At 41.3% G+C, this 11,476-nt stretch carries 19 protein-coding genes; 4 read left to right on the forward strand and 15 right to left on the reverse strand.

Annotated features, from left to right (window positions below):
- Nucleotides 1-540: 540 nt before the first annotated feature.
- The 4 genes from BI182_RS11900 to BI182_RS11915 all read right to left on the reverse strand — a co-directional run bounded on the left by BI182_RS11900 (nt 541) and on the right by BI182_RS11915 (nt 2,132).
- The gene (locus BI182_RS11900) at nt 541-747 is read right to left on the reverse strand and encodes a hypothetical protein (protein ID WP_286808207.1); all 207 of its coding nucleotides are present in this window, start codon (nt 745-747) and stop codon (nt 541-543) included.
- A gap of 49 nt (nt 748-796) precedes the next feature.
- Nucleotides 797-1,150 (reverse strand): ImmA/IrrE family metallo-endopeptidase, encoded by a 354-nt coding sequence (locus BI182_RS11905; RefSeq protein WP_286808208.1) that lies wholly within the window; start codon nt 1,148-1,150, stop codon nt 797-799.
- 21 nt (nt 1,151-1,171) lie between these two features.
- Nucleotides 1,172-1,501: a hypothetical protein gene (locus BI182_RS11910; protein ID WP_286808210.1), complete on the reverse strand. Its 330-nt coding sequence runs from the start codon at nt 1,499-1,501 to the stop codon at nt 1,172-1,174.
- A gap of 274 nt (nt 1,502-1,775) precedes the next feature.
- Entirely contained in the window at nt 1,776-2,132 is a 357-nt protein-coding gene (locus BI182_RS11915; protein ID WP_286808212.1) for a hypothetical protein, read from the reverse strand.
- Nucleotides 2,133-2,299: 167 nt separating this feature from the next.
- On the opposite strand from BI182_RS11915, the gene BI182_RS11920 reads away from it, so the two are divergent.
- The 4 genes from BI182_RS11920 (at nt 2,300) to BI182_RS11935 (ending at nt 3,672) form a co-directional block, all read left to right on the forward strand.
- The gene (locus tag BI182_RS11920) at nt 2,300-2,521 is read left to right on the forward strand and encodes a helix-turn-helix domain-containing protein (protein ID WP_286808214.1); all 222 of its coding nucleotides are present in this window, start codon (nt 2,300-2,302) and stop codon (nt 2,519-2,521) included.
- A 359-nt stretch (nt 2,522-2,880) separates the two neighbouring features.
- Nucleotides 2,881-3,054 (forward strand): type II toxin-antitoxin system HicA family toxin, encoded by a 174-nt coding sequence (locus BI182_RS11925; RefSeq protein WP_035356725.1) that lies wholly within the window; start codon nt 2,881-2,883, stop codon nt 3,052-3,054.
- Nucleotides 3,055-3,098: 44 nt separating this feature from the next.
- Nucleotides 3,099-3,494: a type II toxin-antitoxin system HicB family antitoxin gene (locus BI182_RS11930; RefSeq protein WP_286808217.1), complete on the forward strand. Its 396-nt coding sequence runs from the start codon at nt 3,099-3,101 to the stop codon at nt 3,492-3,494.
- 16 nt (nt 3,495-3,510) lie between these two features.
- On the forward strand, nt 3,511-3,672 hold the full coding sequence (locus BI182_RS11935) for a hypothetical protein (RefSeq protein ID WP_286808219.1): 162 nt from the start codon (nt 3,511-3,513) through the stop codon (nt 3,670-3,672).
- A gap of 901 nt (nt 3,673-4,573) precedes the next feature.
- Here the strand turns inward: BI182_RS11935 and BI182_RS11940 are convergent.
- The 11 genes from BI182_RS11940 to BI182_RS11990 all read right to left on the reverse strand — a co-directional run.
- On the reverse strand, nt 4,574-4,762 hold the full coding sequence (locus BI182_RS11940) for a hypothetical protein (protein ID WP_286808221.1): 189 nt from the start codon (nt 4,760-4,762) through the stop codon (nt 4,574-4,576).
- A gap of 92 nt (nt 4,763-4,854) precedes the next feature.
- Complete coding sequence (locus tag BI182_RS11945) at nt 4,855-5,436, reverse strand: terminase small subunit (protein WP_286808223.1); 582 nt, start codon at nt 5,434-5,436, stop codon at nt 4,855-4,857.
- Between the two features lie 245 nt (nt 5,437-5,681).
- Nucleotides 5,682-6,098: a hypothetical protein gene (locus tag BI182_RS11950; protein WP_286808224.1), complete on the reverse strand. Its 417-nt coding sequence runs from the start codon at nt 6,096-6,098 to the stop codon at nt 5,682-5,684.
- A 735-nt stretch (nt 6,099-6,833) separates the two neighbouring features.
- Nucleotides 6,834-7,223 carry a sigma factor-like helix-turn-helix DNA-binding protein gene (locus BI182_RS11955; RefSeq protein WP_286808226.1) on the reverse strand — a complete coding sequence of 130 codons (390 nt, stop codon included), beginning with the start codon at nt 7,221-7,223 and terminating at the stop codon, nt 6,834-6,836.
- The gene (locus tag BI182_RS11960; RefSeq protein ID WP_286808227.1) at nt 7,213-7,668 is read right to left on the reverse strand and encodes a DUF1492 domain-containing protein; all 456 of its coding nucleotides are present in this window, start codon (nt 7,666-7,668) and stop codon (nt 7,213-7,215) included. Before BI182_RS11960 ends, BI182_RS11955 begins: the two co-directional genes overlap by 11 nt.
- 110 nt (nt 7,669-7,778) lie before the next feature.
- A complete protein-coding gene (locus BI182_RS11965) occupies nt 7,779-8,021 on the reverse strand; it encodes a hypothetical protein (protein ID WP_286808229.1) in 243 nt (80 codons plus the stop codon).
- Nucleotides 8,022-8,258: a hypothetical protein gene (locus BI182_RS11970; protein ID WP_286808230.1), complete on the reverse strand. Its 237-nt coding sequence runs from the start codon at nt 8,256-8,258 to the stop codon at nt 8,022-8,024. It lies immediately after the preceding gene.
- A complete protein-coding gene (locus BI182_RS11975) occupies nt 8,255-8,446 on the reverse strand; it encodes a hypothetical protein (protein ID WP_286808231.1) in 192 nt (63 codons plus the stop codon). Before BI182_RS11975 ends, BI182_RS11970 begins: the two co-directional genes overlap by 4 nt.
- A gap of 5 nt (nt 8,447-8,451) precedes the next feature.
- The gene (locus BI182_RS11980; RefSeq protein WP_286808232.1) at nt 8,452-8,985 is read right to left on the reverse strand and encodes an ERCC4 domain-containing protein; all 534 of its coding nucleotides are present in this window, start codon (nt 8,983-8,985) and stop codon (nt 8,452-8,454) included.
- 16 nt (nt 8,986-9,001) lie between these two features.
- The gene (locus tag BI182_RS11985; protein WP_286808234.1) at nt 9,002-9,646 is read right to left on the reverse strand and encodes a hypothetical protein; all 645 of its coding nucleotides are present in this window, start codon (nt 9,644-9,646) and stop codon (nt 9,002-9,004) included.
- A gap of 254 nt (nt 9,647-9,900) precedes the next feature.
- Nucleotides 9,901-11,476 (reverse strand): YfjI family protein (locus BI182_RS11990; RefSeq protein ID WP_286808235.1); only part of this gene is annotated, 1,576 nt, incomplete at its 5' end.

The following is an 11,476-nucleotide window of genomic DNA, read 5'->3' on the forward strand; positions in this document are numbered from 1 at the left end:
GAAATCTCTGTGAGGAGAGATTATTTTAAGTTTTGGAAGGGCAAAATTCTAATGGTATGGTGATACGAGTGTTCAATTTCATCTTCCACCCGCAGGCATAAAAAAAGAGAACCATAAACGGCTCTCTAATGCAATTCTTATTGGTGGAGATGAGGGGACTCGAACCCCTGGCCTTCTGACTGCCAGTAAGGCAAGTTAAAATCAATGAACTTTTATTAACTCATTATATGGCTATAATATGCGATATTAGCGTTTTATCTTTTAATAAATGATCATGAATAACAATCAAAAAATATACAAAAATTTAGAATAGTCGCCAAATAGTCGCCAAGGCATGGGTTTTATATTCCCACTGCAAAGCCATTTATAGGTATAACTATCACAGATAATTTGCAAATAATATTTTAACTCACGGCTTTATTGTTTTAAGCCCATACCGGGCCATTTAAAGCCCTCAATTCTCCACACATAATCATAACTAGGCTAAACCCCGTGTTATTATCAAGAATCACCCCCTAGGGGCATTAAAAAGACCACTCATCAAGTGGTCTGTTGAACAGCGTCGAAAAATCTGTGAAAGCTATCATTGTCTAGCTCAGGGTACTTTTTTAGCAGCCTGTTTTTCTCTTTTAAAATGGTTTTATTGTCACATTTGATTAATAAATCAGCGTATTCAGCCAGCGCCTTAAATGTTTCGGCATGTTCTGGTTCAATATCTGCTGTGATGTCGTTCACCGTTAAATTCAAACTCAATACCTCCAGGGTTAAATTATTTATTCTGGGAAGAGGTCTACCCTCACTGAAAATAACACCATTCAAGACGTATTGCAGCTCGAAGACCGGCCCCAAATGCATCAGCTTCAGCCTCAATAAGTTTGGAATAATTTTCGTCTCTTTGTTCACTCTCATGGCTGTATTTCTTCATATCTATTTTATTTCGATGTAAATAATGATGCCCTAATTCATGGGACAATACTTTTGAGGCTTGCTTGAGGTCATTTTTTAATAATTCCCCAAGATATATACTCGAACAAGATTCGCTATTCACAAGATAAATACCCAGGTCGCTATCTCTGGCCCATGCAAAATCAATCCGCGTTTGTTTAGTATATTGCTGCAATATTTTGAATACTTTTTCTTCTTTTGTCACGCTTTGAATTCTCACTTTCTTTTAATTTATGCTGCTGCAAATCTGTTTATGACCGGCGGCCCTTTCAATGGCCTGTAATGATGGTGGGTATACTCGTATCAAATCAGTCTGTTTTATCGTCCCTATCAGGACATCAGACAGTAATTTTCTGAACCCCTGCAGCTGCTCTACCTCTTCTGGGGTGATGCCCTCGACCTTGACGGCTTCGAAATACTTCACCGCATAAAATAACAATAAGCATCTGTTCTTATGATCGGATCCGGCCGCCATGGCTTTGGCTGTCCGGGTCATACCAGCCAGGTAAAGCAGCCGGTAGGGTCTGTCTGGTAATGCGTCAATGTGGTTATGCATTGGCTCCTCCTTTCAAGCATTTTATAACGCCCCAATAGCTGCTCACTATCAAGGCCACATAAGATATCACCCAGAAAATCAAGGGCTGATAAAACCTCATCAGCGGGGTTATTGATGCTCAACAGCGTGTTCTGGGCCATGTGTACGGCCTCTTTTACCAATAGTAACTCTGTGTACTGCGTCCTCATGGGTACAAGCTCCTTTCTGCCTTTATAGGCTATGCAATCTGTGCATTAATCCGCAACCCATAATATAAACCATTACCGCCTACAATCTACTTCAATGCCCCTTTAAGGGCTGTTCCAAAGTCCATGACCTTTGATAACCATTCAGCAACCGAAGAGGCCAGATAACCCACACAATAAGAATTACCGTGGATCGTGGCCACTACTTCAACGGTGTCAGTTTCAAAGTATCCGGTGGTGTTTCTTTCTAGGCTGATGGTCACTTCTGATGGGTCATACTGTTTCATGTGGTCAATGGCTGTTTGTCGTTTCCCTTGGAGTACGCCTTTAACAACAAGGGTTTTACCCTTTGCCAGCTCCCAGGCTCTTTTGAATGCCTGGCTTTTGGTTAAGCCGGTGGTAGCCAGTTTGTTGGCGGTTCTTGCGATTTCTGATAGGTTATACATGGTGGGGACTCCTTTCAAACAATATCTTTATATTTATGTACTTATTCTACACCATTATGTAGATTATGTCAATAGATATATGAAGTATTTCTACATAATTATGTATTATTTATCTTGTATTATGTAGAATTTAGAATTATAATAGCAAACATAGAGGAGGTGTTAAAATGCCATTTACATATAACAAATTATGGAAAATACTAATTGATAAAAACATGACAAAAGAAGATTTTAGAAAACTTATTAAGGCTTCACCCACAACTATTGCCGCCATGGGTAAAGGTGAAGGGATATCACCAAAAGTATTAGAGCGTATCTGCAAGGCCCTGCAATGCCAGCCCGGCGACATCATGGAATACCTAGAAGAGGAACAACCAGCCCCCCAATAGATCGGCCCAAAATCCGGCACATCTTTATAGGCCTGTAAGGAGAGGATCAATCAAAGACCTCTTCTTTTTTATTTTCTGGATCGTGTCGTAAATGTCGCAAATGTCATAAACTCCAGAGGCCTTTATTTTACAGGTTTTCCAGCAGCATGGTTTAGTGTGGTGTTTTGTCGTAAATGTCATAAACTAATGGAATAAATGGAAATAATGAAATTAATTCGCAAACGTCCTGTTTATGGGATTCTCAGCACATCGTATTTTTGATCAAATAAATGGAATAATGAAAATAATTAAGCAACGTCAATTAAACCTCTTGACAAATGCGCATATAATACGTATAATATAGTTAATGGAGGGGACAGATGAAACGACGAATTTTAATTAAGCTTCTCGAAAAGAACGGATGGTATTTAAAACGGCATGGTGCGGATCATGACATCTATACCAATGGCACCAATGATGAACCAGTGCCGAGACATCCGGATATCAATGAACGGCTGGCAAAGTTGATCATTAAACGGCGGGGGCTGAAATAAAAGCCCTTGTCAGTCCCGCAACCGATTATCAAGGAGGTAGAACGATGAGAAGTGCATATCCCGTTGTTATCTCAAAAGCAGATGATGGATATTTTGTTACCATTCCTGATTTTGAGATCAACACACAAGGTGAAGATGTTGCCGATGCCATGGTCATGGCCAGAGATGCCATTGAACTGATGGGTATTACATTTGAGGATGACGGAAAACCGTTACCAAAACCTGGAACGGTAAAGGCAGAAAAAGAATTTGATGATGATATCATTACGCTGGTTGATGTGGATTTCACAGCATACCGGAAAAAGCTGGATGATCGGGCAGTCAGAAAAAATTGCACGATTCCATATTGGCTGAATGTTGAAGCCGAAAAGAGCAACGTCAATTTCTCCAGGGTATTACAAGATGCCCTTATGGAAAAACTGCACGTTACCAACCGATAAGCCAATGAGCCGATACATGAAGATTTCCGGCATTGTAGAGGTAAATGACAATGTTGATATTTATCAGTTTTGGGACGAGTTCATAGATTTCATTGAGAGTAAAGGCTATTATTACGGTGGTGGATTTAACGAAGTAGATGAAAACGGGGAACTCATAAAACAACCAATTAACACATAAGCCCGGGCCAGCGCCTAGGCTTTTTTTATTTCCGGTGTCCGGCCCCTAGGCATCCGGCATAAAATGCATAATATGCACTTTTCAGATGTGCATGATCTGCACATCCGGCCTAAGCCTGTAAAGTCAATAATCTTGACAATTCAGATGTCGGCTTTACCGACAACCAGTTTCACCAACTTAGACAAAAATGTCTGAGTTTAATTTCAGCTGTCAATGATTTTGACATCCGGTTTCTAAAGTCGGTGATCCCGACTATTTAACTGTCCGTTTAAAGGACATTAGGCTTCAGGTGTCAGTTTTACCGACATCCGGTTTCGCTCCTCAAAATTCAGGGATGAGATATGGGGGAATTATCCCACATCTGCAAACAACCGGCAAACAATTTGCTACCGTCATTCGTGTCGGTACCAGATCCCCGGCCCCTGAGGGTATTCCCAACTTGGTAATACCTCGAAGAGGGTATCCCCAACTTACGGATACCTCTCCGCAAAATTGCGGTTATCTTAAATTGGGGTATGTCGTGTTTTGCTACTCACTGGCCCTTACTGATGGTGCGCCCTGATCCGGGGTATACTGCATTTCACCACCCACCGGCAATATTTCCACAGGTACAAACACAAGCACCGCCCAATAAAAACGGCTCTATGAGGCTGTCAGAGGGTTATTTTGTGGCAATAACAGTGTCGATTTTTCGACGGTGGGTACCATTATGTCACAGCCGGATTTTCGGCCCTGATCCCCCTGAAATTTAAGGGCAATCCACGGAGTCGGTAAAATATCCGTGTCCTGGTTTCAAAACGGAATTTTCCGTTATGAGGACTCCTCAATTTTGAGGGCACCTATCAAAACCCAGATCTGGGGGCTGTCTTTCGTCGAAATTTCGACGTTATGGGGACACCCATCAAAACCCATATTTGGGGGCTGCGCAATTTTGCGTACACTCGGTACAGCGGAAAAATCCGCTCAATTTGGTGGTCGAAAATTCGGCTACCAGATCGGCGTAATTTATCGCTGATGTTTCTTCCACAATTGGAATAAAGTATTGGTTTCCGTTTTTTCGGGCACCAATCACCATGGTACTTTCGCTCATTTTTGCGCAAAAGTCTTTTTCCGTTTTTCCGGATAAAGCCCAACTGTCCGATTTTCCGGATAGTTGGCCAGCCTATATAAAGCTGGATGCCATCATTTGCCATCATTCAACCCCAACGCCTCAATGAACCCGTCATTTTCAAATAGTTCAGACTCTATGTTTTTGCCGTCGATCTCTGCATTTAATTTATCAATTCTGGCCCTCTGCTCTGATGTTCCCAGATCCATGTGATCCGACAGCCATTGGAGGGCCTTCATGCGATCAAGAAGCTTTACCTTTATCCCATTATCCGTTAAGGCTATCTCAGATATTAAGCGACCGTCAACATCTTCCGAGTCCTTGAGATATACACCATCACTATTGAAAGACACAATATCCGTTATATCAGCAAAAGCAATCTCCATGAACAGCTGAAATATATCCTCTGGCCCAATTAACAAGCATTCTGACCTTATCTGCATAAGCTTCTGAATTTCACTTTTTATACTACCATTTATTAACAACCGGGCACCATGGGCGTTGGCCTGGGCATAGTTGCAACCATAGGCCTTCTGATAACTCTTGGTTGCGTTAAAGCAGCATATGTAATGCAAGCAGAAATCCCTCTGTTTGTCCGTTAAATCAGGATTTTCGAAGACTGAACAAATTACTTTTTCGATAACATCTTTAGTCATGTTTCCACCTCAAAACATTCCGAACGTTCACTAAAAAAGTTGCAACGTTGCGAACGTTCGCTTTTTTCAATAGCAACGTTACCATTGGAGCATAGGCCATAATAAAGCCCGTATTAAATGTCTCGACCTTAGCATTTCTTAGCATCTGATACCGCCCATACCTTGACATTTCTCAACATCTGAAGAGGCTCTTTTTAGGGTGTCACAAATGTCACCATGCTTCCTTTTTAGGGCCTCTAAAATCTCTAAATATCCTCTTCAGGTGCCATAAAACCCCACGGATACCGTTCGTATAATAAGAGGTGTATCCTGGCTAATTGACCATTAAAACAATAATATAGCATCGTATCATATGGAATTGGGAAAACCGTTGCTGTACCATCGGGATTTATCCGGGTTATTTTCCTTGCGCACATGGCACGGATATATTTAAAAACGACCTCTGCCGGTTCCTGATCCTGATAGAGCTTAACCAAATTATTGAAGAGGCGCTTTTCATCGTTTGGTAATGTTTCGGGGTCAATGCGCTCATGAACACCCGTTTTTAATGCGTTACTATTTCCAGTGGGGGCACCGTGATTGAGTGCATTCTTATTGCCATAGGGTGCACCATGGCCAGCAGCGTTTTTGTTCCCCAGTGGCGCACCGCCTTTATTTTTCATGTTTTCACCTCACCGGTTGTTTGTTTGTTTTTGAATATTTTTTTTTACAGGTTCCTTTTTAGGGTGTCCGATTTGTCCGATTTCAATTCAAATATGGGCTTTTCATAGTGATATGAACCTTAACATTTCTTAACATCTGGAAGAGGGGCAATTAGTAGTAACCCTTTTTAGGGCCTGAAAAACCGGAATATGCTTCTTTTTTTAGGGACGGTAAAAACGGAATATCGGCCCTTTTTAGGGCCTCCGATATCTCCGGATACTCCTAAATAATTCTAAAGTTTCGGCCTTGTATGAGCCCCCACAGGCCCAGGAATAACTCGATTCTTGACAATGGGCCTTTAGGGGGTCGGAAATGTCGGGATGGTTCCCTTTTTAGGGTCTCCCGAATCTCCCGATAATCCCCCTTTTTAGGGCCTCGCAAATGTCGCAATACTCTTGAAAAGTAGTAAAATGTAGTAATTTAAGTATTAAATTTCAAAGGTTAAGTTTTGTTAAGTCCTTTGCCCTTTTTTAGGGCGTCGGAAATGTCGGGATACTTGTTTTATAGTTAGCAATAGTTAGCATTTTGAAATACAAGTTTTGACAAGCCCTTTGCTCACACCTATAAAAGAAATAGTCAACATTTGTCAACATTTCTAATATCATTTGAATCTCAGCATTTCTAAGCCTATTATTCTTGAATGTTGAGTTTTGCTTAGCCCTTTTATTATGGCCATTAGGATTAAATGGCGTACTTTAACGGTCTATTTCCACAAGTTCCAGCGCCTGAATCTGCAATCGCTGAATTTGACGAGTACTGTAATTCATCCGCTCGGCAATCTCTTCCTGGGTAATACCCTCGATATAGGCCAGCTGCAGCACCGCCCGCAACTTCGGCTTTTTAATCGCTTCAATACAACATAAAATTTTATCGCTTTTATCAACTGCCACTTTTATCTTACAACCCAACTGATCGACAAGAGGGGCCCATAAGACCATAAAATCTAACCCGGTTGAATCACTGTCATTTTTGACCATAGTAATCAGTTGGACAAGTTCGCGCTCAAAAATCTTTGCCGTCTCGAAGAGGTACTTATATTCACTCAGAAAATCATCTTTTTCGGTTAACCCTGCTTTACTTGACATGGTCACACCTGACCATTCTCAGCGCCTGATTATGTAACGCCTCCATTTTTTCACCTCTGGCCGGGCGGATTCTTTTCCTGGCTTCCTGATAGTCCAGCCCTTCAATGTATAGCAACACCAAAAGCAGCTGATACTTTGGCCGCCCCACAGAATTTATTATTTTACTGGTCTCTATCCTAATTCTGGCTGATTCGGTAATCTCTGCACTGACTTTTTCTCTTAAGGGTGTAAGGTCGTTAAGGCGGTCGTGCAGGTCTTTTTTATCGCCGCCCTGGACTTTGTCGGGCCTGATATAAGATTTTGCCATGGTTGCCCGTTCATAGGCCCTTAAATATGTCTCCTCTGCCTTTTCCTGTTTTTCCAGCTGGTAACGGTACCCGGATAACAACGAGTGCTTCCAGACGTTCCCCGGATCCACCCCGATTGCAATGTTTGACTTTGCCATAAATGCCCCCTTGTGGTAAAATGATTTCAATGCATTCATAATATTCCAAAAGGGGACTCCTCGATTTTGAGGAGTCTTTTTTATTGCCTGTAAGGAGAGGTTACATCATGTCAATTAACCACTGGTTTGTTTAACGCTCTGAAATATTCCAACACAGGCTCTAAACGATAAATAGCGGTCTCAACATTACAACAAACGGCCATCTCATCTTCCAGCGGGTTATCTTCATCAACGATTGGGGTTAATTCCATTAATGCCAGTGTGATTCTGGTTTCAATTTCTTTGTTTAGGTTCGTAATTTTTTCACCTTTAGCATCAGTAAATAAATCATTTCGCTCTTTAATCATAATCATTCACTCCTCTTCAAAATTCAGATCATTTGCCATGGCCATTGCCTTGACTTCCTGAAAATGCCTTTCGCACAGATACAAGTCTCGCAAGCCGTTATTACCACTTATTCCGCAGCGGTGGCTTGCCATCGTACTGTCAAAACATACGATGGCGGCAACTTTGGCATTGCATTTTTTAACAGCACAGGCTCCCAGTATAAGCTTTATAACCGGCACTTTAGATAACATAAGCCATTTCATCGGTACCGCTTTATTTTCCTGTAAATGGGCTCGCCCTCTTCTTTTGCCCGATCGGCCAGCAAAAGCAAATCACGCCTTTTTCTGCAAGCCTCATCAAAACTATTGGCGTAAACTTCTATGATACACGGCACATCTGGCCCACATTCCGGATCTTCAAAATAAAAACCGTACTTTTTTAAATTTCTCATGTTTTTCATCCCTTCAAAAATTTATTGCGTACATGGTAGTATAAAAACGAGTAGATATATAAACCGGCATCATTCCGGTCAATGAATGCCAAATTAAAGCCGTGCTCACTCTGCAAAGACAAGAGGGAAGCCATATAAGCCTTTTCATTGAATTGGGTGGTATACCGGTGATTAATGATGTCGCTGAAGCTTTTACCCTCAATCATCAGGTGAAACTCTGCCTTTGATGCCCGGGTCAACTCATCCTTGAACCTCTCCCGGCCGTTGGTTAAATTTCCTGACAGCTCTTCCAGGGATCCCTTGCGCTCAATCACCACCGACTGGTCAAAGAAGAGGTCTCTCATAATACCCATATCCGGATCGGCTGGTATCATAGCGGAATAATCCGCAAAGCTCAACGCCTTTGACTTGTATGGGATACCCTTCTTTTCAAAATAGCCTGTAATGTGATCATTTGCCTGTTCCCTGGTATCTGACAGGATCACCATGGTCTTAAGCAGCTTCTTTAATTCTGTTTCGGTATAACGGTAATAATTCATGCATCACCTTTAGCCCTTACTGAAGCGGCCTTAAATACCGGGGTGTTTTTTTCACCACCGGGAAAGATCGGCCATCTTCACCAATCATGAAGGTTTGCCCATTGTCGTTTTCATATTTCCTGAAGGTGTTGAGCTTAACCCCCTGATCCTCAAAGAATTGCTCCATTAACCCTTTGCCGGTCTCCATGCTGTGAAGTTCGCTGACCACACTCATACAATGCACACGGTACATCATGACAGTTGTGTTCATATAGTCCCATAAGAGATCAGAGGCCGTTTCCGGTGACCGGATCGGCTCATGTAACCCGTGGGCCTGCAATGCCTCCATGGTGCTGAAATAGTCCTTGCACTCATACCGTTCCCCATCATAGGACTTTGTGACCGGAAAGATCGTCAACAGTTCGGCCGGGGTCAGTTCACAGATGGTATTTAAGAGCATCTGATCAAAAACCAGTATGCCCTCCAGACTTTCCCGGCTCATGCCCTCAATATTGATAATGGACAGATATTTCACGGTGTAGAAGATAATCCTCTTCGTGACGGTCTTATCATCCGGGGCCAGTTGCTTGGCCTTTATGCCCCTGACCATACCATCAAGGTAGATACGTTCATAATCCACTGTGGGTCGTTCTATTTTCGTTGCTGTAAGTAGTGTTAGCATGTTTGAGCCTCCTGTTTTGGTTAGAGTAATTTTTTAAAAACCTATGAAATTAATGTAAATAATGAAATTAATTCGCAAACCTTTGTTTTATGCGGTTTTCAGCACGACGTTTTTTTAATAAAATTAATGAATTAATGAAAACAATTGGCAATTTCGAATTAATTACATTAATCCATTTAATTTATATATTTTTTAGAGTGCTGCAAAACCCCATTAAAAAGCCATTAAATAATTAATTACATTTATTTCATTTATTACATGGGTTCGTCATTGTTTAAATTAAAATAAAGAGGATTAAGCTTGTAAATCGGCTTTGGTTTTGCCCCTCTTTTGTTTGTTGAAATGGGTTGAACTTCACTTAAATAACCATATTCAACCAATTGTTCAATTATGGGTTCAAATTCCTCCACTTTTTCATTTTGCGATTTTCTACCAAGATAAAAAATATCAATCTTTTTATATTCTGGTTTTGGAGCCTTTTCAAGTTTACTAAGAGTGCTTCGTACCCTTTTCATCCGATCATCTGCACCCATCAGATCATAGGCATTCATGGAATGTTTTAGAAAATATCCCCCAATGTCCATTGCGTTAACCATGGTTTCCATACTGACCGGATCGCCATTAAGTAGGCTTTCATATCCCATACAATGGAGTATACCGGCTATCCGCAATACTGCACCATGTAATTTACTGGCAAAATCAGTCATAGTGCTTAAGTCACTTCCAACCTGCTGCCTGTTTTCAATGTCTTCATAAAACAAGCGATATGCAGCCGTTGCCTCTTCGGACAGCTTAATTATTTGGGGCTGATCGTTTTTTATTTCAAGCAAGCCGAAAATCAAATTTTTATATGATTCTTCATATGCTGTGGGCACTGGAATTGTGTCAAAGCCACGATAACCGACCATTGAATTAGGCTTACAGTATAAAAACCGTGCTGTTAATCCCCTTCCTCTAAAGGCTCCATTATCAAACATACCTTCAATGACATTGCTTTGGACGGCTAAAAGAATTGTAAGTGTTGGTTTTGGGATATATTCAGGCGGTCGCCCCCTCCTATCTACCCTGATAGAGTCGCCGCAATGGGCCTTTAGTACGGTATCAATAGAAATAGTGTTGGAGTACTTCCCAGCCAGTGTATCAAAGAAGCCTCCTTCAGCAGAAATAACGGACAACCGCCCATCATTATCAGCCAATAAAGAAGTTAAAGCCTCCGATGTAACATCATCAGCAATTAATCGAAGAGGTTTTACTTGTTCTTCTTCCAATTCTCTGCACTCTGCTTTTAGTTCAAAAGCTTCATCCGATTTATTTTTATCCACAAGCTTTTTTATTTGCTTTTCTTTTGCTTCAAGTTCAATTTCCTGCCTGTCAATTTCTGACCATCTGTTTTTATTAACTTCTCGTTCAAATTCATGAACATGTTTTGTCATTGCGTTGATGATGGCACTCTTTCTTTCCCCGGGATTTGCAATAATCAGGGTATAGATATTTAAAGGCTCAAAATAGTCAGGTTTACCTCTGATTTTAAATTTACCTTGTACAGTACCGGCAATCACTGCCAGTGATGCAACGGCGCACATATCGATGGGTGTGGCCGTGCTTTCCGAAACAGCCTGGACATAATTTTTTACCACTGGTGGTAATGAATTAAGAGGGAAAGACGGCAATTTCACCTCTTTTTCAAGCGGTTTCGGCTTTTCCCATTTTATTTCTGGTGTGCTTTCTGGTATAATAGTTGTAATATCGTATTCATTCAACACCGCAACATTACCCATTATGTTACTGTTATTTGAGGTTTTATGAGGCTCCCCGGCTTCTAAGGCCTCA

The organism is Acetobacterium sp. MES1 (genome assembly GCF_002237635.1).
GTDB classification, from domain to species: Bacteria; Bacillota; Clostridia; order Eubacteriales; family Eubacteriaceae; genus Acetobacterium; species Acetobacterium wieringae.